The organism is Psychrobacter sp. SCQQ22 (genome assembly GCF_015864605.1).
Taxonomy (GTDB): Bacteria; Pseudomonadota; Gammaproteobacteria; order Pseudomonadales; family Moraxellaceae; genus Psychrobacter; species Psychrobacter fozii.
Genome location: NZ_JADYWZ010000009.1, coordinates 42,235 through 64,935, shown reverse-complemented (window position 1 = coordinate 64,935; position 22,701 = coordinate 42,235). Strand labels below are relative to the sequence as shown.

Genomic DNA, 22,701 nt, shown 5'->3' with positions numbered 1-22,701 from the left:
AAATATAATAAGCAGCGCTATTGATAGTACTGCTTATTAAATACAAAAATATTAATCGTTGGTATGAAACAACAAAAACAGCTCAGTCAAATTGCCTTCAATGCTATTGGCCATTTGCACCAGCTTATCTTCATCTTTACGCATCTCAGCAAGCTCTGGATCTTCGTCATCAATACCGCTCAATACGATCATTGGTAAGGTCAACACTGCTACGTCTTCTGCGGTTTCTTCATCTTCAAACCAATCACTGGCTTCATCACCATACATCGCATCGACAAAGCCGATTGACCAAGCAACGATGTCTGAATCATCTGAAAAGTCGACGGCTACTTCTTCGTCACCAGCGTCTTCACCAAACGGTAGCTCGATAGGCGTCTCGTTTTTTAGCTCAGCGATGATCGAATCACGCCAGCGTGTGATGCCATCGATCACGTTTTCTGGAATCTCACTAGTGTGGCCTTCAAACAATGCATCCATCCAGTTAGGCAATGGACGACCGATGACTGTCGCCGTCAAAAAACCATGCGCAGCGACACTGTCGAGCACAAACTGGCTCTCTTGATTGTCCATATAGTCTAGTAATTCGTCAAAACTTAATTGGTTACTCATGGTGTAATTGTCCTTGAAAGGTGGATTGCGACAGTCTTAATAAGTGCGCAATAAACGTTCAGTTACGTGCAAAATCAGTGATAATTTGAGGGTAAAGGTCATTCGAATAAACATTCAAACAACCATTATAAAGTCAGAATTACTGCATAGAATGGGCTGCTGGCAACCATAGAAAAGTGATAAATAAGATATCATCAACCTAATACCATTAGATAATAAGCCATTATTACGTGGCTTTAGTCGGCTTAAACGACTGAATTTTCTTATATTGTGTGAGACCTTTATTCTAAAATTTAAAAGTCGTCATCGTCCCAGTCATCGCCATCTTCATCGAAGTTATCGATGTCATCTAAATCGTCTTTTAGCTCTTTAGCTAACCGTTTTTCTTCTAACAAATTATCGATTAGACGACGTTTTTCAAGACTGCTTAAGCGCGTACGTACACTCGTCTCAGCCTCTTCCACCATCTTTGCATCATCATCATCGATGAAATCATCATCAAAATCGTTGTCAATATCAGCGTCACTCATGACAAACTCCTATCATTTTTGGCAAAGGTATTAAGAATACATTAATATATATATGCCTTATAAAGTCTCTACTGAACGTTGTCAATGCTTTTTATCACTATGGCCTATTTCGCCTATAATACCAAGGTAATGATGCAGGCAATATAACAGACAATTGTGTACATAAAAACAAAAACAATTGTAGTTAATGAAACATCATTACACAGATACTATTAAATATGTGATTCATCTTCATTTTCAATCATCAGTACCGAATTTCGGACATCAGCCAAGCGTTGAATCATTGAATCATTCCCACCATCGAATACCGCACATTCACGCTCATAAACGGTGGTTGGGCGCATGATACTCTGTACTTGTACATGATGGCTGATTTGCTTGAGTCCAGCATTCGGTAGCAAGATCAGCATCTGCTCTTTTTTGCCAACGCTGTGCAGTAATTGCGTCATCGCATCACTTTGTGCATCATCACTGACACCCGCTTTGGCAGGTAATGCAAAGCGCGACAGCTCGATATGCTTGTCATGGATAATCTTATTAAGCATTAAATATAACTTACCAAGCATCACGCCTGCTAACGCCACTTTGGCATGGCTGTTATCAGCTTTTAATAGCACACTCGCACCGCTGTCATCGAACTTAGTCTCATTTATCATGCTGACACCTAGCAACAATGGCTGCTTGAGTAGCTCGGTCGCTGCTTGGTTTAATAGCTGAGTGCATAATGCCAAATAAGGCAAACGCTGGGCAGGTGCAAGACGCTCAAGCATATTGAACTCGTCATGGAATACAATCTGTACTCTTACGCTGTCAAATGCTCGTGTGGCAGACAATCGCGAGGCGCTGCTAGATCTCTGAGTACTACTGCCGCTCATTTCATCTTGCGTGCTTTCCGCTGCTAGATTTCCTACTTGGTCATCTGCCGCACCATCAATAGTCGTACTAGAATGAGCGGTATCGCTCCCCGAACTTTGATTCTGTTGTGTTCTTAAATACTGGTTTACTTCGCTGTTTACATCAAACTTACGAAGGTCAGCTGGTTTATGCTCTGCACCGCCTTCATCCAAGCTGCCCATTGTTTGAGAGTCATTGGCTTGGAGATCGTCTGTTTGACGGTCAGCTGTGCGGCGCTCGTGGTTACGGCTGCGCTGATCAATTTGCATATATTGCTCACGGTGCAAATCTTGGATATCACGACTGAGGGCATTGATTTGCTCTTTGGTAGGACGGGCAAGATAGCCGTAAATTAACCAAAGCAATAAGTGCAGTAGCATAGTACCGATGACAAATGGCCATTGCATGGCGATAATTTCACCTTTGCTAATGTCCTTTAATGTCAGTGCCACACTACCAATCACAGCATCGCCGTTGGTAGCAATTTGACGAATCGTATCACCTTGCTGCATAGGCGCATTGCCGACTGGCACCAAGATATCGTCGTTATTGTCTGTGATCAATATCTTCGTCACGTCTTGCTCGCTGGTATAGCGATTGGCAATCACGCTTAGACTGACACGGTCTTTATTCTCTAAAGACAACCTTGCCTCATCAATCAGCTGAGCAACCATCTGCTCGCCTTTTAACGCACGACTGTTGCTCAACTGTTGATCGGTGCTGATAACCAACAATAGAGTCTGCAAACAAAAACTAACCAGAAGAATAATGGCAAACAACCCTTGCCGCGGCGCTAAATACGTCATGATATGTTAAACTTTTTTGGATAAAAGAAATTAAAAAACAAGACTATTGCTCATTTTTTGGCTATTTTAAAAAACGGTAACGCAGGCATCTTTTTGTAACGCGTGTCTTTATAACGTATATCTGGGTAAACCATCACTTATAGTCGATTCAATTCAAAAGTAGTACAAGGCAACCGAGTGTAGATGTATATGCGATACTTCAAGCGAGGTTAACGCTGTCATACTTTTATAGTGGAATGACTATAGGATAAACGACCGCATAGTAGACTTGTTATGACTGAACACATTATCATAAATGCAACTCGCTTATCCTATCTACTATATCACCATAATAAACCTTATAGCGTTAGCAGCTTTATAAATTTGTCATAATAATAACATTCAATTTCAAACGCTTTTCTGTCTGGTACAGCCCTTTTTAGTTAACCGTGATACTTTGCATGTCATCTATAGGCGCTGCCGAGGAAAGCTGCTATTATTCCCAATCTTATACGAGCATACAAGGGACAATTAAGCCATGCCAAACAATACATCTTATTCGTTACCAAAAGACAGCAAAGCATGGCAACAAGCCGTTGACTCTATTGCCTCGCTCCTACCTGATGGTACTGATCTACAGGATTTTGACGCGCTACAGTCCCTACCTGTTTTTGCGCTAATTGTGGTACTACCGACCAAAGTATCAACCCTTGATATTCATCAATATGTGCAGTCTTGGGTCGATGAGCAGCCGAACTGGCATCTAGTCACTGTCGCTGAAGATACCGATGCAAGTTTTGTGAATATCACTGTCTCTGATACAGAACCAACAGACGGAAATGCACAGCGCCTTCCTTTTACACAGACACAAGTATTCCGCTATCTACTGGTACCAGTCACCGATACGCTCATGCACCCCGCCAAAAAAACCGCTGCCGCTCACATCATTGATGACCAGCTGACCAGACGCTTGCGTCATGATTTGGCTGAAGCGTATAAGAGTACGAGCAGTGCTGATAGTACGGATAACTTGAATGTCGTTGATTGCCATATCTTATCTGTTGGTCATATGCTACGTACCCACAAGCTTGCCTGCTTTGATATGGACTCCACCTTAATCGAGCAGGAAGTCATCGTTGAGCTGGCCAAAACAGCAGGTATCGGTGAAGAAGTTGCCGCCATCACTGAATCGGCGATGCGCGGTGAGATCGATTTTGACGAATCTTTTGCCAAACGTGTGGCACTATTAAAAGACATTCCAATTGACGTACTGGATGATATTTGTAGCCGCTTAACTTTATCAGTAGGCGCACGCACCACGATCAGTGCGCTCAAAGCATTGGGTTATCACACTGTATTGGTATCAGGCGGATTTACCTATTTTGCCCGCTATATCGCAGAGCAGTTGGGCATTGACGAAGTTCATGCCAACTTTTTAGATATTGACGAAGGCATGGTGACAGGTCACGTGCAATTACCTATCGTCAATGGTGCCAAAAAAGCCGCCATCGTCGAACACACGGCAGAGCGCTTAGGCATTGATATGTCACAGGTGGTCTGTATTGGTGACGGTGCTAATGACTTGCCGATGATGGCCATCGCTGATCTAGGGGTTGCCTATCACGCAAAACCTATCGTCCAAGCACGTGCTGATGCCGCGGTAAATGTGACTGGTCTTGAAGGCACGCTTTATGCACTTGGCTATCCAGCGCTTGTCCCTACCAAATAATGTCTAAAAACTAGAAACACTGTAAAAAGCTAGGTTAATGCCTTTGTCATTGATCTAGCTTTTATACTTCTAGCTTCTAGCTTCTATGTTTTATTGATGAAAAAATCTAGCGATGCTGCTACTTTGATAGAACTACTGTTAACATTGCTGCCTGAGCATGATTTCAGTCTAACTAAACTTTAATCTAACCATTACCACTCACTTTCAACGCTCATTTTAAATCAATCAAGGACTGTCCATGACGGCACCCCAATCATCCAAACCAAGCGAGTCGTCAGCACCGCAACCATTAGATGGCAGTGTTACTAATACTGACAACCCAAAACAGCTACTAGGCGTCTATATCAAAGGAATGGCCATGGGTGCAGCCGATATCGTACCTGGCGTCTCTGGCGGTACTATTGCGCTGATTGCTGGTATTTATGAGCGATTGATTAATGCACTTGGCAGTATTGGACCCAAGCTCTGGCAGATATTCCGAAAGGAAGGTGGTATCAAAGGTTTGCTTGCGGTGTGGCGACAGGTCGATGCGACATTTTTATTATTCCTGTTATTAGGTATCGCCACCAGCTTTGCTACTTTGGCGGGCATGATTAAGTACTTGCTAGACAATCAACCACTGCTGATTTGGTCGTTCTTCTTTGGATTGGTTGTTGCAACCATATTTATATTATTAACTGAAATTAAGCGTTGGAACATAGGACGTATTGTCTTATTTGGCATCGGTCTCGTCAGTGCCGTGGTTATCAGTAGTTTGCCATTACTCACCACCACGCCAAGCTTGCCTTATTTGTTTTTTGCAGGGGCAATCGCGATTTGTGCCATGATATTGCCGGGTATATCAGGTTCCTTTATCCTATTATTATTGGGCGCTTATGACACAGTATTAGAAGCCGTGCATACCCTCAACTTTACGGTTATTTTTACGCTTATGGCTGGTATGGTCACTGGACTTTTACTGTTCACCCACGCATTAAAATGGCTATTGGCTCGCTACTATCAAGCAACGTTAGCCTTACTCACCGGCTTTATCGCTGGCTCTTTGATGAAGATATGGCCGTGGAAAGTAGATATCTTGAACACCTTAGATAACGAAGCAATAAACAACGTCATGCCATGGCACTACCCTACTGGTCCTCATTGGCTCAGCACACTGGGGTTGATGTTATTAGGTGCTGTGTTGGTATCGCTTTTATCGTGGTGGGGCAAGCGTAATAACCATCATTAATAACAACGTTTAGTCGCTATTAATTAAAAAACATCTTATTCCTCTCTAAAAATAAGCGCCAATCCTTATGGCGCTTACTCTCCAAATCTGCAATAGAAAATCATCAAAATACGCTAAAAAACCAAACGTCATCGGTTGTCGCAAACTCGCCTGTACCCTCTTTAGCTTTGCCTCGCAAACTTTCATAATGGTCTTATTGGAATTCACCTTATGAATAGCGAGATGAATGATGTTACTAACTATATTTTCTTTTATCGACATAGCGGCATGGAGCAATGCTGCTTTACTTGGTTACGGCTTATTGGCAGTGATAATAGCGGCACTCGCCTTCTCGTCACAGCGCTGGCTGCTATTATATCTATTTGGCGGTATGGCATATTGGCTAGGCGTAGAAGTCATCCACAGCATACTATCAAGTTGGCTGATGCTGTCAGAATTATCAGACTGGCACAGCTATATCATCGCCATGGGTATCAGCTGGCTGCCTCTAGCGGCTTGGGTATTGTATCGAGCGCTTCGTTATGAGGACGTCAGTCAATCGGTTCAGCTACAGCGTGAGTTAGAGGCTGCACGTTATATCGAACATACGCCTGTCTACGATGATGACTACCAACCGCGCTTTCACTAATGTAGTCAATCATGCTGACGTCATCGAATGTTACAAGATACTTAACGCTCTCTACGTAACTCCTAAAGAATAACAACCTATCCATCGTTTATAATGTAGTTATATATTTGTCGCAAAAATTGTTATAAAGTACGCATTATTTTGCGTCTCATTTTTAGGAGTTCGATTATGTTTACTATTCCTGTTCTAGATATTAAGTCTGATCCTTTAGACGTGTTATTGGCTGTGATCGGTTACCGTCTATCTATGCTAGCTGATAGCGACGATGACGCTGTCCAAAAGCTATTCGCTGATCGTAATGTCACGATTGAGCTTGCCAGCACTGAAGCGGATATCGCTCGTTATTTTGTCTTTGATAATGGGAGCTTCAACCAGTATAGTGGTCATGCAAAAGCAGCAGACCTGACTATCAACTTTAAAGACTCTATGACTGGTGTTAAGCTATTGACCAAAGGTAATCTTCCAGCCTTTATGACAGCGGTTCAAGAAGGAAATTTAAGCATCGAGGGCGACTATAGCCTCATGATGTGGTTTAATAAGCTTGCCAAGCATATCGTTCCAGCGGTGCCAGAAGAGTGCAAGCCTTATCTGGACAAAGCCAAGCCTTATGCTTATAAAGCACAAAACTTTGCAAACCATTGGATTGGTGTTGCCAAGCACAAACTGGGCAAATAACCAGATACAAATAATTAGAACGTTAAATAGCAAATTGATTAGCAAATAGTTGCTATTGACCTACTTTATTGTATTCAATATAAATACTATTTAGCAGCACTCTGATTTTCTAAAAAGGTTACGGTATACTATATCGCAGCCTTTTTTATTATTTTAAAAACACAAAAACATTTAGATGTACCCAATACCGTTATAAAAGGATTTATCTCATGGCAGGATTACTTAACATCTCAGAACCCAATGCCGATAGCCACACTGAGACACTCAATCATCAAAACAGTAGCGATGATTTTTTGGCCAGTTTAGCCACCGATGCCAATCAACCGACTCCACATAAGCATAGCCGCGAAGAAATCGCCGCACTGTTTGATTTGCCGTTGATGGATTTGTTGTTACAAGCACAAACGATACATCGGGCGAACTTTACTGCCAATGAAGTACAAATCAGCACCTTGTTATCTATCAAAACAGGTAACTGCCCTGAAGATTGCGGCTACTGCTCACAATCAGGTCATCATCGCGATACAACAAAACTACAAGCAGAAAAACGCATAGAAGTGGACAAAGTCATTGCCGCTGCTAAACGTGCCAAAAACAGTGGCTCGTCACGCTTCTGCATGGGTGCAGCATGGAAACATCCAAGTGCAAAAGACATGCCTTACGTGGTTGAATTAGTTAAAGAAGTAAAAGCGCTAGGGCTTGAGACCTGTATGACGCTTGGTATGTTAGATACCAATCAAGCAACGCAGTTGGCGGATGCCGGATTAGACTACTACAATCATAATCTAGATACCTCACGCAGCTATTATGAACAAGTCGTCAGCACGCGCAGCTATGACGAGCGATTAAATACGATAGACAATGTACGCAACTCAGGCATCAATGTCTGTAGCGGTAATATCGTTGGTATGGGCGAGAGCCGTGATGACCGTATCGATTGGGTACATGAACTGCTAAAAATGCCAAAAGCGCCAGAGTCAATCCCAGTCAACTTGCTCGTGCCTATCGCCGGCACTCCTATCGGCGACAAAGTATTGGCCGAAGGTCAGCTGTCTGTACTTGAGTGGATTCGTACCATTGCCGTGGCGCGTATTTGCTGCCCGACTAGCTATGTGCGTCTATCTGCTGGCCGCGAAAGTCTCTCTGATTCTGAGCAAGCCTTGGCCTTTATGGCGGGTGCCAATTCGTTCTTTTATGGTGATAAACTGCTGACAACTGGGAACGCCAGTCAATCAGGCGATGACAGACTCATGCGTGAGCTTGGCCTAACAAAGCAGTTTGCTGCACCAAGAGCACCTAAAGTATTGCCTGTATTAGACGCTATGAATGGTCATCAAACACAAGTCGTATTGGCTGACTAGTTTGGCGGTGTGCAGCGACTATTTATTAATAATCTGCATTGCACTTGCGTTTGTGCTGTGTCATCAATTAGCCCTTATAGAAAGCGTATGAAAATAAGCCTAGGGTGTGTCCTCATTTCAAATGGCTGATAACAAGAGATTAAGTAATGGCAGATTATTTTAACTGGATTAAAGCGGCACATATTATTTCTATGGTTTGCTGGTTTGCTGCAATTTTCTACTTGCCGCGCCTGTTTGTCTATCATGCGATGAGTGATGACACTATCAGCCAAGAACGCTTTACCATTATGGAGCGTAAGCTGTATCGTGGCATTATGACGCCATCGATGATAGCGACATGGGTCTTTGGCCTATGGATGTTAGGTCTAGGTTGGGACGTGTATAAAACTCAAGGTTGGCTGCACGTTAAGCTCTTGCTAGTGGTATTACTATCCGGCTATCATGGTGCATGCGGCTTGTATCGCAAAAAACTGATTGATAATCCACACTATAAATCCCATAAATTTTGGCGCTGGTTTAATGAAATACCAGTGTTTGCGTTGATATTTATCGTCATCTTAGTTGTGGTAAAACCTTTCTAAAATTAGCGCCAACACTAGCAGAATAATTGATACCCGCAAACCAAAAGCGTCCGCCGCTTTATCAGTGACGGACGCTTTTTTTGACCTATTATCTCTAGTAGCTTGAACAACTCTGAAACCGCTGACCCTATTTCTGAAGTTGGTATCAAACGTTAAATACTAAACACTAGGGCGCATGATTTGATAAACATTACTCAAGTCATAAACACGGTAACGAGCTGGCTCACGGCGGTTTTCTCCCGCATAACTTAATATTAGCGCTTGCTTGGCACGCTCATCGACCCAGCCCACAAACAGTCCACTGTGCTCGACACCATTGTAACCATGATTGATATAATAGAGCCAATCTCCAACCTCAATCTCGCCACTATTGGCATAAGGGCCTTGACCATAAGTGCCTTTGTGAATGGTATCGCGCGTCACTCCTGCCCGTTTGAATACCGCATTCAGATAGTCCCAGCAGCCACCTTGAATGATAGTGCGCTCGTTTAGGGCCATCTTGCGTGCAGTACTGACAACTTCACGTGCGGCCAGACTACTTTGGGTCTCCGCACTACTCAATAGCGGTAAATATTCACTATCGATATTGTCATAATCACCGGATAAAAATGCAGGGAGCACTGTGGGCGCTTGACGAGATACGTCTGGATAACGATAGGAAGTATTGCTCGTTGATTGAGCAGATTTTTGAGCGATCAGTGTGCTCATACTATCTGCATGAGCTGCGCCAACCAAACCAAAGGTCAATAATAAAAGACTGCACGACGCGGTAACCGACGACGATCTAGACATAGGCAAACGCGACATGACTGACTCCTTGTCAATAAAATATAAATGACAGCATAAAAATAGTAGTGGATGAATTTCCAACCCTACTTATAAACTATTTAGAAGTGAGTCTGCAAGCACTATTCATTTTGAATAGATGACAGAAGGTATTAAATTATAGATTGATGGTAGCGTTACAACGCGAATTTAGAAGGGATAAATCAAAATAGCACTAAAAGCTAGGCAGGTAATATATATGCTTTTAGAAAGGTTTGATTTGGACAAGTAGAAAGAGATAGTTTTTAATTATCACTCATCTTAATATTAACATGGCGCTTAGATAATGCTTGGCCTTGTAAAATAGCTTTGGCAGCAGTTGCTTCTTGGATACTTTCAAAACCACTAATATTGTACTTACGTGTGTCACTGCTATCGACAATCTGTAACTGATCGCCAATCAGTGTGATCTTGTCACTATCGATCAAATGGATATGCTCGCGCTTACCTTGATTGTCATGCACCATCTCACCAGCACGTACCCACAGTGTGCCGCTACTGATAGCGCCAACCATGGCTTTTTTATGTCTTTGGCGTTGTCGATTAAAAATAAAACTGCCAATAATTAGCAACGCTAACGCACCGATAGCCAAGCGCTCAGGTAGCACACTCATTGCAAAGGCGACCGCAACTGCCCCGACTAATAAGGCAGAGCCAAACCAAAACATACCGTTATCAGTCGTTTGAGACTGACCTTGTAAGGTGATTTTGGCGCCATCGTCGGTCAGCTTAAGCATGCATCATTACCTGTTGCGAGATATCTAGTTGGCAACAGATAGCGGGCTATTAAAAGCCAACTATCTGTCAGAGCTCGTCGTAGTGTTAAAAAACTAGCACCGTTTATAATAGATCAAAAGCAGACTACCAGCCTAAAGCGGTTTGCTGCATTTTAATCAATTCGGCAATACCTTTTTCGGCAAGAATCAGCATGTCATCAGCTTGAGCGCGAGTGAATGGTTTCTCTTCCGCAGTACCTTGCAGCTCGATAAACTCGCCTTTTTGAGTCATAACGACGTTCAAATCGGTATCGCAGCTAGAGTCTTCTTCATAATTCAAATCTAGATACGCTTCACCATCTTTCATACCGACAGACACAGCAGCAACTAAGCCAATCAATGGATCTGCTTTTAGTTTTTTGGCTTTTTGAACCGTCTCTAATGCGTCAATAAGGGCAATTGCTGCACCAGTTACGCTAGCGGTACGAGTACCACCATCAGCTTGCAGTACGTCACAGTCAAGATAAATGGTATTTTCACCCAACTTGCTCAAGTCAATCATCGCACGTAGGCTACGACCGATTAAACGCTGAATCTCTTGGGTACGACCTGATTGCTTGCCGCGTGCCGCTTCACGTTGATTACGGGTATTGGTCGCACGTGGCAACATACCATATTCAGCGGTAATCCAACCTTTGCCTTTGCCTTTCAACCAGCGCGGTACACCAGACTCGACACTAGCAGTACATAGTACTTTGGTATCGCCAAAGCTCACTAACACTGACCCTTCGGCATGCTTAGTATAATGGCGCTCAAAGCTGATAGAGCGAAGTTGGTCAAGCTCACGATTGTCATTACGCATAAAAATTCCTAGTACAATGTTTGAAAAGCAGGGTGATAAAAATGGTCTTAAAATAAGAGGTTGTCGCTACATGGCAGACCAGTATTTATTATCGTATATTTATTAATCGCATATCAATTCATAAAAACTGACATACAGGAATATAACTCGAATACAAATAGCGACTGCGTGCCTTAGTAGACGCAAATATGGAGATATCCTAACGTGACAGCGGCGCAATAGCAAGATTCACTCACGCTATTACGCCGCTGCTTCAGTAAAGTTTGGTGTTAAATTTATTCTAAACCTTCTATCTTACGCAATTCTTTACGCAGGATTTTGCCCACGTTTGATTTTGGTAATTCATCAACGAACTGAATACTACGCGGACGCTTATAGCCGGTCAGTTGCTTTTTGCCAAAATCGAGTAACTCTTGCTCTGTCACTTCACCTTTTTTGACCACAAATAACTTTGGCTCTTCACCGCGGTTTTCGTTAGGAACACCAATCGCACCGCACTCAACCACTGCTGGATGCTCGCTCATGGCCTCTTCGATCTCATTTGGATAAACATTAAAACCAGAGACTAAGATCATATCTTTTTTGCGATCAACGATTTTAATAAAGCCTTTCTCATCCATGATACCGATATCACCGGTTTTAAGGTAACCATTGGCAGTAAAGGTTTCCTTTGTTTCGTCTGGACGGTTTTGATACCCAATCATCACCTGCGGGCCTTTGACACAGATCTCGCCACGGTCACCTAGAGCGACTTCTTTTTCATCATCGTCAATCAGTATCACGTCTGTACTAGAAGCAGGAATACCAATCTTGCCTGTGAATTCAGCAATGGTCATGGGGTTAAAAGCAACCACTGGCGAGGTTTCAGACAGACCATAACCCTCGACGATAGGCAAACCTGTGATTTTATGCCATTCTTTTGCCACGCTTGGTAGTACCGACATACCGCCGCCGATAGAGGCTTTTAGATTAGAAAAGTCTAAATCCGCAAAGCTGTCTTTGTGTACCAAGCCGTTGAATAACGTATTTACCGCAGGAATAAATGATGGTTTATATTTGCCCATCTCTTTAATCAGACCGTCAAGATCACGTGGATTCGGGATAAGTAAACCCGCATAGCCTTGGTACATACCATACATACCGCAAACCATAAATGAGAATACATGATAGAGCGGTAACGCTGTTAAGATAACCTCATCGGCATCAGCATCATCGTCAAATGCACTGTTCATCAACGCACTAATCTGTAGCATGTTAGCCACTAAATTACCATGCGACAGCATTGCCCCTTTAGCCACACCTGTAGTACCACCTGTATATTGCAGCAATGCCACGTCACCTAAATTCAAATCAGGACGCTTATATTTACTAGCAGAAACAGCATTCAAGGCGTGCTTGAAGCTCACACTCTCTGGCAAGCTATAAGCAGGAATCATTTTTTTGATATGGCGCGCAACGAGGTTGACCACTGCTCCTTTGATCGTGCCTAACATATCGCCAATCTTACAAACGATGACGTGCTCGACCTGACCTTTATCTTCTGCTTCTTGATACGTTTTTGCAAAATTCTCTACGATAAATAAAGCCTTTGTGCCACTATCATGCAGCTGATGCGATAACTCACGGCTCGTGTATAAAGGGTTGACGTTGACCAGCACCATACCTGCGCGGATGATACCCAATGCAACCACTGGATACTGCAGGAGGTTAGGCATCATCACCCCGACTTTGTCACCCTTGACCAATCCTAACGACTGTAAGTAGCTGGCAATTTGACGACTAAACAAATCCAATTGCTTAAAGGTAATCGATGCACCCATACAGATATAAGCAGGCTTTTGGCCATAACGGCTAAAATTACGCTCGAACACCTCCAGTAAAGAAGTACTGTCATCCGGCATATCGATAGTAGCCGCAATACCATAGCGCTCATAAGTACCTAACCATGGACTATCACTCGGTATCATCGGCATAGTAGGAAATGCGCTGTCGTTATTATTAGTCGCAGCATTATTGTTTGTGGTCTTTTTATTGGTACTGTCGGTCATAACTTTTCCTAAATGTTGCCGTTAAAAACGTAGAATAATCTAATGGAAACACCATTATTTTGTGGTTGATCAATGACAGCAAAAACTTGTGAATAAGAAACGATGATAAGGTAATAGCATTCGTTATTCACAAGATTTGTAAATCAAAGCGCAATGTTATATCTATGATAAGTGGTGTAATAACTCAACAAGGATAAATCAACAATCACATCTACCAAGTTGATTTTACAAGAAATATAGAGCGAAAATCATATCGTATTATAGTTAAATATAACTATACGCTGATAAGCACTATAGCAGTTTTGCCAAAAATTCTCTATCTATACTAAAGCCTACCCTCAACTCAATCGATGACTATCTATCCAGTCTAACGATGACTAGGCTAATGGTGGCTAGGTTTCGCCAAACCGTATCGAATAGCTGATGAATATCTCGATATTGTCGGCGTCATTGTTTTATTTTGACTTTAATATCTATTATTTGATTACTGCTTTGCAATGAAGACTCACCCTAGCAACATCTTAAAGACAAAATAGACGTAAAAAAATGACAAGATAGCATATACGCAATCTTATCATTTTTAGTGGTGACCCTACTCTGTATTACGATTAGTTATGAGCACTGAGTCTATATGAGCATTGAGTCTTTGTAAGCACTCATAACTAGCTTTCGAGTATTGAGTATCAATCAATTAGCCATGGTTCTTTTCTTCAAGCAATCGCAAATCTTTGCGTAGGATTTTACCCACATTAGATTTTGGCAATTCATCGATAAACTCAACATGACGAGGGCGTTTGTAACCAGTTAGGTTTTCTTTGCCATAAGCCAATACTTCTTCAGCGGTCAGGCTAGGATCGTTGCGCACGACATAAATCTTAGGAGTCTCGCCGCTCTTTTCGTCACTGATACCAATGACACCGCACTCTAGAATTTTAGGGTGACCCGCCATGACTTCTTCGACTTCGTTAGGATAAACGTTAAAGCCAGACACCAAAATCATGTCTTTTTTACGATCAACGATGGTCACGTAGCCATTGTCAGCCATGATACCAATGTCGCCCGTACGGAAGAATCCGTCTGCGGTCATCACTTCGGCGGTAGCATCTTCACGATTCCAGTAGCCTTTCATAACCTGTGGGCCACGAACACTAATCTCACCGCGCTCACCAAGCTCTACTTCATTACCAGCATCATCTAAGATGGCAACATCAGTCGCTGGCATTGGCACACCAATAGTACCTGTGAATGTTTTACTATTGCTAGGATTAGAGGTCGCTACCGGTGCTGTTTCAGACAATCCATAACCTTGGATAATGATATTGCCTGTCACTTGACGCCATTTTTCGGCGGTTGGACTCAGTACTGCCATGCCGCCACCCATTGACTGACGCAGCTTGCTATGATCCATCGCGATAAATTCTTCGTTATTGGCAAGCGCGTTGAACAACGTGTTGACTGCTGGGAAGAATGCTGGTGGATTGGCTTTATATGCTTTTAATAAGCTATCAAGATCACGTGGGTTTGGTACTAATAGCACCACACAACCGCGATATAGACCAAACATACCGCACACAGTAAATGAGAAAATATGATACATCGGCAATGCTGTCATAATGACAGGCTGCTCACCTCTTTGATCGAAATCATCAAAAGCGGTGCCCAAAAAGGTATTGGATTGAATTAAGTTTGCCACTAAGTTTTTGTGCGTTAGCATCGCGCCTTTTGCCACACCGGTCGTACCACCGGTATATTGTAGGACGGCGATGTCATCGAGCGTGATATTGCTTGGGCGTTTATATTTACTCGCAGCGCTATGACTCAGCGCACTTTTGAAGGTGATGCTGTTGCTAATACTATAGGCAGGCACCATTTTTTTCACATGGCGAACGACTGTATTGACCATGAATCCTTTGAGCGTACCCATCAAATCGCCCATACCTGTAATCACGACTTTATCGACTAGACTACGGCCGATGTCTTGATAGGTTTTGGCAAAGTTTTCGACCATGATCAGCACTTTGGCGTCTGAATCGGTCAGTTGATGCTCAAGCTCTCTGGTGGTATATAACGGGTTGACGTTGACTAGGGTGAAACCTGCACGCAGTACTGCAATGACGGAAATTGGTAATTGCAAAATATTGGGCATCATGACCGCAACTTTATCACCTTTGACCAGTCCCAATGACTGTAGATAGGCAGCCATTTGGCGACTGTACAAATCCACTTCTTTAAAGCTTAATGATGAACCCATGCAAATATAGGCAGTCTTGTCACTATTATCCGCAAAGCTTTTTTCAAAAACATCAATGAGTGAGGTATCGTCAGCTGGCATTTCAATGTTGTAATTCAGCCCAAGCTCTTCATATGTTTTTAGCCAAACTTTATCATCACGACGGGTAAAATTTACTTGATTTTCCATAATCTTTTTTCTCCTAGTAATAGTACATTACCGTCAGCGTATACTAATCACAGTGTGATAAACATACGAAATGCCAAGCCTTTGCTGACCATTACGGTGGTAAGCAAAGGCTACGGCGTAATCGTACAGTGCTGAGCAAACAATATAGCGGTAAATAGCCCTTTGTTTATTAACATACACACTTTGTACAAACTACTCAATACAAAAGATTGGTGCTTGAGTTCGCAAACAGGCTTGACGGAAAATAAAATGTTTTATATCAAATGTTTAACTTTAAAAACCAATGAGTTTTTAGCGTTCTATTGGCGAACATTCATCCATAGAAACCCTATGGTTTGTTACTCGTTCATTACTTTGTACTGTCAAGGGCGCTAGCCAGTTCTGTTAAAGTCACAAAGTTACGGCGAGTGCCGTCCTTATCACTGCTTAGCTGACGGGCGAGACTACTTGTCGCTAGCTTAGTACTGTCATTATATTGCCACTCATTAATGTACTCACTTTGAGTTAAGCGTTGACCAAAACCTGCCACCGCCATTGCAAACTGAGTATCAGCGTTGGCTTTGTCCAGAGAGTGGCTGTCATTATTAATTGGTTGACTAAGCAGTTTAGACGTATCACCTGTAGGCGCTTTATAGCGAATTTTTAGATAACCAAGCTCATTGGCTTGCTGTTTGCTGTTTACCTTAACAGTGGCATTGCTGTCAGTATAACGACGATCACTGTATAGACCTTTTTGTCCTTTTGGTGTCACTTCAAATAGTGCGATAACCGCTTTACCTGCACCTAGCTCGCCTGCATCGACTTTATCATTATTAAAGTCTTGCTCATTAAGCACGCGATTTTCATAGCCAATCAAACGCCATTCACTCACGACATCAGGGTTGAACTCGATTTGTACTTTTACATCTTTGGCGACCGTATTAAAGGTCGCAGCCAACTCATCACCAAAGACTTTTTTGGCCTCGGTCAGACTATCGATATAACTGTAGTTACCATTACCATTGTCAGCCATTTGTTCCATCATATGGTCGTTGAGATTGCCACGCCCAAAGCCAACGGTAGATAGTGAGATACCACGCTCACGATTGGATTTGACCAAATCCAGCATATCATCGACATCACTGATACCGACATTAAAATCGCCATCGGTCAGCATCATGATACGATTGATACCGTCTTTCTTCATCGCTTGCTCAGCTTGACGATAAGCCAGTTTCAACGCGTCTTCTCCGTTGGTGGAACCTGAGGCATTTAACCCCTCAATCGCGGTGAGTATTTTTGCTTTTTGATCACCACTGGTCACAGGCAATGCCACACTGGTGCTGCCCGAATAAGTAACGATACTGATGCTGTCTTGAGCGCGCATTTGCTCCGTCAATAGTTTAAGAGACGACTGCGCCAATGGTAGCTTGTCGCGCGATGACATAGAGCCTGATACATCTACCAAAATCACTAGGTTAGCAGCGGGCATGGCTTGATTGGCACTTTTATTAGACCAACTGTTATCCACGGCTTTGATACCCACTTTGACAATCTTGTTGTCTTGATCGGCTCTATCCCAAGGCGAATCGACCACTTCAGTGGCGACGACAAATGGTGCATTACCGAGGCGTTTACCATCATCAAACTGATAGTTAAAATAGTTAATCAACTCTTCTACCCGTACCGCATTGACGGGTGGCAACTGACCTTCATTTAGATAGCGGCGCACATTGGCATAGCTGCCCGTATCGGTATCGATAGACAAAGTAGAGACCGCCATATCCGTCGTGCGATGTACAGGATTGGCCTCATTTTTTTGATAGTTATCATTGGCTTCTGGCGTGATACCGATGGGTTCAGGTCTGACCATAGATGGTGATATTGAAGAGGGTGATGCTGGGCTTCTCAGTATTATGAAAGGGTCAGGAGCTCTCATCTCAGAGACTAGTGACGTATTTGATACTGCAACTGCACGGCGTGGTTTTTTCATCGTAGTACTACTTGAGGTTTCTACCATCGGCTTGGGTGCTATCTGCTTAGATACTGTCTGCTGTGAGCTACAAGCACTCAATCCAACACTGGCGATAATACCCAACAGCAGCGTGTGCTTGGTTAAATGATAAGTGCACGCACGCGATAACGCACTTGATGGATAGACAGATGACGCAGATAACATAGTAACTACTCCGTATAATAGACAGATGGCAAAATTTTCAAAGACAACACAGTCATCAAAAGTTGAATTAACTATACTTCACCTGTTTTGTAAAAGCTATCAACCAAAATGCTATACAGAAACCCAATGAAGCACGTCACGACCTGTCGTCTATTCTGACTTATACCTTTTTAATTCTGCCAATTTCCTTTACGATAGCACTATCTTATTTGCACGCTTGAACCAATTATTTATACCTATTAAAACTGATAAGTGAATCCTATTTTATGTCTGATGTTATTGATAATACGATTGCCCCAATCATTCCCACTGAACCAATGGATACCCGCTCAGTCGCAGAGTTCACTGAGCAGGCCTATCTCAACTATGCCATGTACGTCATCATGGATCGGGCGCTGCCAAATATCGCTGATGGTCTAAAACCAGTACAGCGCCGCATCGTCTATGCGATGAGCGAGCTAGGCCTAAAATCAACTGCCAAAGCCAAAAAATCGGCACGTACGGTCGGTGACGTGTTGGGTAAATACCATCCGCATGGTGACAGCGCTTGTTATGAAGCGATGGTGCTCATGGCGCAGCCGTTCAGCTATCGCTATCCGCTCATCACAGGTCAAGGTAACTGGGGTAGCCCTGATGATCCAAAATCCTTTGCGGCGATGCGTTATACCGAAGCCAAAATGTCAGCTTATGCCAATACGTTGCTCGCAGAGTTAGGTCAAGGTACAGTCGATTGGCAAGATAACTTTGACGGTACGATGCAAGAGCCAACCACCCTACCTGCCCGCCTACCTAACATACTATTAAATGGTACAACAGGCATCGCGGTCGGTATGGCAACCGATATTCCACCGCATAACCTTAATGAAGTGGTACGCGCGGCCATTCGTCTGCTCAAAAACCCTGAACTGTCGGTTAAGCAGCTTACGCAGTCAATACCAGCACCTGATCTGCCAACACCTGCTGAAATTATTACCAGTAAAAAAGACTTACAAGCGATGTACGAGACTGGTCGTGGTAGCTATAAGATGCGCGCGACGTTCCATGTTGACTCTAAAGAAAAGAATCTCGTCATCATTGATGCGCTACCTTACCAAGTCTCAGGTAATAAAATCCAAGAGCAAATCGCCAAGCTCATGACCGATAAAAAGCTGCCTTGGATTACCGATATTCATGATGAGTCAGATCACGAAAATGCCTGCCGTATCGTGCTTGAGCTAAAATCAACCCGAGTCGATGTCGCTCGCGTCATGAGCCATCTGTTTGCTAGTACGGAGCTTGAGAGTAATTACCGTGTCAACATGAATATGATTGGCCTAAACGGTAAGCCGCAGGTCAAAAACCTAAAAGAAATATTGGAAGAGTGGCTCGTCTGTCGCCGTTCAGTGGTCACGCGCCGCTTGCAATATCGCCTCGATAAAATTGATAAACGCTTACACATCTTGGCAGGCTTGCTGATTGCTTATCTTAATATTGATGAAGTGATTCGCATCATTCGTGAAGAGGAAGATCCAAAAGCAACATTGATGCAGGATTATGATCTGACTGATATTCAAGCAAATGCTATCTTGGATATTCGTCTGCGCCAACTGGCAAAGCTAGAAGAGATTGAGCTGCGCCGCGAGCAAGATGAACTGGCTGCTGAACGCGCCATCATTCAAGAGTATTTGGACAACCCAGACAGTCTGACCAATCTGATGATTGACGAGCTGACAGCCGATATGAAAGAACATGGCAATGAGCGCGTATCACCATTGGCAGAGCGCGAAGAAGCGCAAGCATTAAAAGAGTCAGACCTCGTACCTAGCGAGCCTGTCACCGCTATCCTATCGAAGGCTGGCTGGATTCGCGCAGCCAAAGGCCATGATGTCGATGCTGCTGGCATGAGTTATCGTTCAGGTGATAGCTATCAAGCACACGTGCGCGGTAAATCCAATGAAAAAATCTACGTGCTCGACAGCACTGGTCGCAGCTATAGCATTGACGCGCACAATCTCGCATCGGCTCGTGGTCAAGGCGACCCACTAACCAGTGTGTTAAAGCCACCAGCAGGTGCCAGCTTTGAGCAGCTACTAACGGGTGCTGACGATCAACGCATCATACTCGCCAGCTCGGCAGGTTATGGTTTTATCAATACCGTTGGTAATCTAGATAGCAATCAAAAAGCAGGTAAAAATATCATTAATCTAGCGGCTGATAGTCGCTTGCTCCCTGTTGCGCGTATCGATGCGCCAGTAGATTCGACTGCCAATACTGACGGTGAAAATAGCAATACAAGTGTGGCACCTGACCATGTCGCCGTCACGACCAATGCAGGATACTTACTGATATTTGGCCTCGATGATTTGCCTGAACAGGCGCGCGGTAAAGGCAACAAACTTATCAAGTTAAAAGACGGCGAAGAGGTACTTACTATCACGCCACTCAGTCAGCAAGACAGCCTTGTCATTACCGCTGGCAAACGCCATGTGACACTCAAGCCAAATGATTTGGCTAACTATACGGGTGTGCGCGGCAATCGCGGTGGTCAATTGCCAAGAGGCTTTCAGAATGTGACGAGTGTTGAGGTTGGGTGATGAGTAAAATGATGACCATACCTGAATCTTTAAGCGCCCCACATGATAAAGTTATTTATCAGATGGGTTTGAATACGCTCAAATATCAAGAAATAGAAAAAATTGCTAAAAAACTCATTGAATTTTCGAATTACACTGTATCATTTTCCTCTACACCTGAAGAGCAATTTACCCCTAGCACAGATACTACAAAAAAGACTATGGGAAGCTTAGTTAGTTTACTTTTCGACCTCCAGAATATGGATGAAAATGAAGAATTTGAAGATAGCAATGAGCTCAAATTTTCAGTTAGAATGTCGCATGGAGTTATCGATAGACAAAAAGTTCAAAACCTATTTCAAAAAGTAATAATTGATAGAAATAATTTTACTCATCATATTGAAAGTTATTATTCTAACCCAGAGTCTAATAGCAAAAAATCTAACGATGAGGTTTTGAAAATTTTGCAGCTTGAATACAAGAATGCCGAATATTTGCTAGAGAAACTAAAAAATGAACTCGTAGTAAAGATAAATTTAGTTAAACACCATATAGACATCTCTTTAGAACTGATGGCTATCAATGAACTTGCTAATATTTTTGAGGAAGCATATCAAGTATGTAAGCGAGACGATGGTTGGGCAATATGGCAACAAGTCATTGCGCTTGCATATAAAAATACTGAAGCACAAACCAGTATTGAAAACTTGAAGCAGCAGAGAAACCTTAAATCAACTAAAGACATACTGGAACTTGTTTTTCCGAATTGGTTATTTAGAGATGAGCCTACTAAAAAAGGCTCACGGATTTTAGTGCAGGTGGATAATACGTTAGTAAATATAGATAGTAGTTTCCCTGAAATTGTTATTTCTGATTAATATTTTTATTGTAGGGGGTGAGCTATAATCCGAGAGATGCACATTAAATATCATCTCATTAACAACTAGATTCTAAGGGTAGAAATGCACGAGCAAGTATCAAGTGATTATAATCAAGAGTCAATTTATTCAGTTCATGGAAGAATAGGTCGCATTCGCTTCTTAGCGTACAGCCTATTGCTTAATATCATGCTCATACCTCTAGTTTTAATTGCTGGTGGACTATTTGAGGCTATCTCATACTTACTTGGTAGCGACAGCCTAATTGCTAATACTTTAATTTTTTTGATTGGTATTTTAACGTTTTTAGTATATTTCTATATCTTACTCACACCTAGCAAACGCAGGCTTAATGACTTGAATAAATCGGGCTGGGTATCTCTTTTGTGGTTCATCCCAATGATTAATATAATATTGTGGCTATGCCTTGTATTTGTTAAAGGAGATATTGGCATCAATAATTATGGCGCACCTGCCAAACCTCCTTCATTAGTGCATAAAATCCTAGCATCATTAATGCCTATTACAATAATCTTTATGATTATCTTTATTGCTTCAGTTGCTATACCCACTTATCAGTCTGAATCTACACAGAGCCAAATCACTCAGTAAGTATAAAGTATACGCTACCCACCCAAAAGCCGCCTATACACACGTATAGACGGCTTTTTTACGCCAATCAAAATAGAGAAATTATCTAAGACTTATTGGATTCGGTATCCGCAAAGATCGCTTTCAAAAAACTTGTAATCTGAGTACTTTTCATTAGATAAGGATTGAAGTCAGCACCTGCTGAGAAGCTTTTTAGGGTATATTCTTCGTCTTCTACACTTGATGTTAAATATTTTAATAAAAACCCGTCCCATCTACGTACTTCTACTTCTTCAACCATACTGAGATGAGGTCCTAGGTGAGAATATTCATTGATCAATTTTACTAATATTTCATTGATAAGAGGTCTTGGACCTTCGATATTTTGAATGAAGTAATTATCATTAACCACAAGCGCTGAGGTTACACCACTTTTTTCATTGTTTCTTCGCCATTGCTCAAGAAGGCGAGCCAATTCTATTCCATTATTACTGTCACTATTTTTGCCAATATACGTTAGGCTGAGAATAATATGCTCACCATGTCTTTTTCTATTCTCTGAAGGTTGGCTGGTAGCGATATGCATAAGAAACCTTATTTATAAAAAATTTATCTAAATCAAAAGATACTTT

The 22,701-nt window shown here is 42.5% G+C and carries 19 protein-coding genes; 9 read left to right on the top strand and 10 right to left on the bottom strand.

Features of this window, described 5'->3' with window-relative positions; translation table 11 throughout:
- Positions 1-51 precede the first annotated feature (51 nt).
- The 3 genes from I6E84_RS11840 to I6E84_RS11830 form a co-directional block, all read right to left on the bottom strand.
- Complete coding sequence (locus tag I6E84_RS11840) at positions 52-609, bottom strand: YecA family protein (RefSeq protein ID WP_110924074.1); 558 nt, start codon at positions 607-609, stop codon at positions 52-54.
- 293 nt (positions 610-902) lie between these two features.
- Entirely contained in the window at positions 903-1,139 is a 237-nt protein-coding gene (locus I6E84_RS11835) for a PA3496 family putative envelope integrity protein (RefSeq protein WP_110924075.1), read from the bottom strand.
- Between the two features lie 212 nt (positions 1,140-1,351).
- Positions 1,352-2,839, bottom strand: coding sequence for a hypothetical protein (locus I6E84_RS11830; protein WP_197218172.1), 1,488 nt, complete (start codon positions 2,837-2,839; stop codon positions 1,352-1,354).
- A 517-nt stretch (positions 2,840-3,356) separates the two neighbouring features.
- On the opposite strand from I6E84_RS11830, the gene serB reads away from it, so the two are divergent.
- From serB to hemJ, 6 genes are all read left to right on the top strand, one after another.
- Entirely contained in the window at positions 3,357-4,547 is a 1,191-nt protein-coding gene (gene serB, locus I6E84_RS11825; RefSeq protein WP_197218170.1) for a phosphoserine phosphatase SerB, read from the top strand.
- A gap of 238 nt (positions 4,548-4,785) precedes the next feature.
- Positions 4,786-5,775 carry a DUF368 domain-containing protein gene (locus I6E84_RS11820; protein WP_197218168.1) on the top strand — a complete coding sequence of 330 codons (990 nt, stop codon included), beginning with the start codon at positions 4,786-4,788 and terminating at the stop codon, positions 5,773-5,775.
- Between the two features lie 226 nt (positions 5,776-6,001).
- Positions 6,002-6,403, top strand: coding sequence for an AciT family ciprofloxacin tolerance protein (gene aciT / locus I6E84_RS11815; protein ID WP_227681489.1), 402 nt, complete (start codon positions 6,002-6,004; stop codon positions 6,401-6,403).
- 168 nt (positions 6,404-6,571) lie between these two features.
- Positions 6,572-7,078 (top strand): SCP2 sterol-binding domain-containing protein, encoded by a 507-nt coding sequence (locus I6E84_RS11810; RefSeq protein WP_197218166.1) that lies wholly within the window; start codon positions 6,572-6,574, stop codon positions 7,076-7,078.
- A 209-nt stretch (positions 7,079-7,287) separates the two neighbouring features.
- The gene (bioB, locus tag I6E84_RS11805) at positions 7,288-8,439 is read left to right on the top strand and encodes a biotin synthase BioB (RefSeq protein WP_197102224.1); all 1,152 of its coding nucleotides are present in this window, start codon (positions 7,288-7,290) and stop codon (positions 8,437-8,439) included.
- Positions 8,440-8,585: 146 nt separating this feature from the next.
- Entirely contained in the window at positions 8,586-9,020 is a 435-nt protein-coding gene (gene hemJ, locus I6E84_RS11800) for a protoporphyrinogen oxidase HemJ (protein ID WP_197218164.1), read from the top strand.
- 159 nt (positions 9,021-9,179) lie between these two features.
- Here hemJ and I6E84_RS11795 read toward each other — a convergent pair whose 3' ends face one another.
- The 6 genes from I6E84_RS11795 to I6E84_RS11770 form a co-directional block, all read right to left on the bottom strand.
- Entirely contained in the window at positions 9,180-9,827 is a 648-nt protein-coding gene (locus I6E84_RS11795; protein ID WP_227681487.1) for a hypothetical protein, read from the bottom strand.
- Between the two features lie 263 nt (positions 9,828-10,090).
- Positions 10,091-10,582: a hypothetical protein gene (locus tag I6E84_RS11790; RefSeq protein ID WP_197218162.1), complete on the bottom strand. Its 492-nt coding sequence runs from the start codon at positions 10,580-10,582 to the stop codon at positions 10,091-10,093.
- Positions 10,583-10,706: 124 nt separating this feature from the next.
- The gene (rph, locus tag I6E84_RS11785) at positions 10,707-11,423 is read right to left on the bottom strand and encodes a ribonuclease PH (RefSeq protein WP_110924083.1); all 717 of its coding nucleotides are present in this window, start codon (positions 11,421-11,423) and stop codon (positions 10,707-10,709) included.
- Between the two features lie 275 nt (positions 11,424-11,698).
- Positions 11,699-13,471, bottom strand: a complete 1,773-nt coding sequence (locus tag I6E84_RS11780) for an AMP-binding protein (RefSeq protein WP_197218161.1) — start codon at positions 13,469-13,471, stop codon at positions 11,699-11,701.
- Positions 13,472-14,162: 691 nt separating this feature from the next.
- Positions 14,163-15,890, bottom strand: a complete 1,728-nt coding sequence (locus I6E84_RS11775) for an AMP-binding protein (RefSeq protein WP_197218160.1) — start codon at positions 15,888-15,890, stop codon at positions 14,163-14,165.
- 349 nt (positions 15,891-16,239) lie between these two features.
- Positions 16,240-18,048 carry a vWA domain-containing protein gene (locus tag I6E84_RS11770; RefSeq protein WP_197218159.1) on the bottom strand — a complete coding sequence of 603 codons (1,809 nt, stop codon included), beginning with the start codon at positions 18,046-18,048 and terminating at the stop codon, positions 16,240-16,242.
- A gap of 266 nt (positions 18,049-18,314) precedes the next feature.
- Between I6E84_RS11770 and parC the strand changes: the two genes are divergently transcribed.
- The 3 genes from parC (at position 18,315) to I6E84_RS11755 (ending at position 22,090) form a co-directional block, all read left to right on the top strand.
- Entirely contained in the window at positions 18,315-20,621 is a 2,307-nt protein-coding gene (parC, locus tag I6E84_RS11765; protein ID WP_197218158.1) for a DNA topoisomerase IV subunit A, read from the top strand.
- Complete coding sequence (locus I6E84_RS11760; RefSeq protein ID WP_197218157.1) at positions 20,621-21,478, top strand: hypothetical protein; 858 nt, start codon at positions 20,621-20,623, stop codon at positions 21,476-21,478. Before parC ends, I6E84_RS11760 begins: the two co-directional genes overlap by 1 nt.
- Positions 21,479-21,562: 84 nt before the next feature.
- Complete coding sequence (locus tag I6E84_RS11755; RefSeq protein ID WP_197218156.1) at positions 21,563-22,090, top strand: DUF805 domain-containing protein; 528 nt, start codon at positions 21,563-21,565, stop codon at positions 22,088-22,090.
- An 85-nt stretch (positions 22,091-22,175) separates the two neighbouring features.
- On the opposite strand, the gene I6E84_RS11750 is transcribed toward I6E84_RS11755, so the two are convergent.
- Positions 22,176-22,655 carry a BLUF domain-containing protein gene (locus I6E84_RS11750; RefSeq protein ID WP_197218154.1) on the bottom strand — a complete coding sequence of 160 codons (480 nt, stop codon included), beginning with the start codon at positions 22,653-22,655 and terminating at the stop codon, positions 22,176-22,178.
- Between the last annotated feature and the right edge of the window lie 46 nt (positions 22,656-22,701).